This window comes from Lactiplantibacillus fabifermentans DSM 21115 (genome assembly GCF_000498955.2).
Lineage (GTDB): Bacteria > Bacillota > Bacilli > Lactobacillales > Lactobacillaceae > Lactiplantibacillus > Lactiplantibacillus fabifermentans.
On record NZ_AYGX02000113.1, the window covers coordinates 1 to 556 of the forward strand.

2 tRNA genes are annotated in these 556 nt (G+C 43.5%); both read right to left on the reverse strand.

The window, feature by feature from the left end:
* Window positions 1-283 precede the first annotated feature (283 nt).
* Window positions 284-357: transfer RNA gene (locus tag DY78_RS10235), tRNA-Pro, on the reverse strand.
* A 54-nt stretch (window positions 358-411) separates the two neighbouring features.
* Window positions 412-485: transfer RNA gene (locus tag DY78_RS10240), tRNA-Pro, on the reverse strand.
* Window positions 486-556 lie beyond the last annotated feature (71 nt).

The following is a 556-nucleotide window of genomic DNA, read 5'->3' on the forward strand; positions in this document are numbered from 1 at the left end:
AAGCTGATCTTTTTTGTCCGAACAGCGTTCGGATTAATTTTACAATCTACCGTTTAACTATCACTACTAATATGAAAGCGATTGTAACGGGTTTCTTCTATATTAATAGTTAATTTATTTACCGACAACCGGTGACCGCATAATACCACGCACCAGCATTCACTTGACGCTCACGTATGACACACACTTTGGGGACTGAACAGTGTGCGCTACGTGAAGCGAAACAATCCAAGGCATAAAAAAGACCAGTCATCTGACTGGTCTTAAGTGGTTTAGTCGTTTATCGGGAAAACAGGATTTGAACCTGCGACCCCTACGTCCCGAACGTAGTGCTCTACCAAGCTGAGCTACTTCCCGTTAAAAGTTTAAACAAAAAGCCCTAGTTCTAAAAACTAAGACTGTTATAATCGATCGGGAAAACAGGATTCGAACCTGCGACCCCCTGGTCCCAAACCAGGTGCTCTACCAAGCTGAGCTATTTCCCGATACACAATGCACCTAGTAGGAGTCGAACCTACAACCTTCTGATTCGTAGTCAGACACTCTATCCAATTGC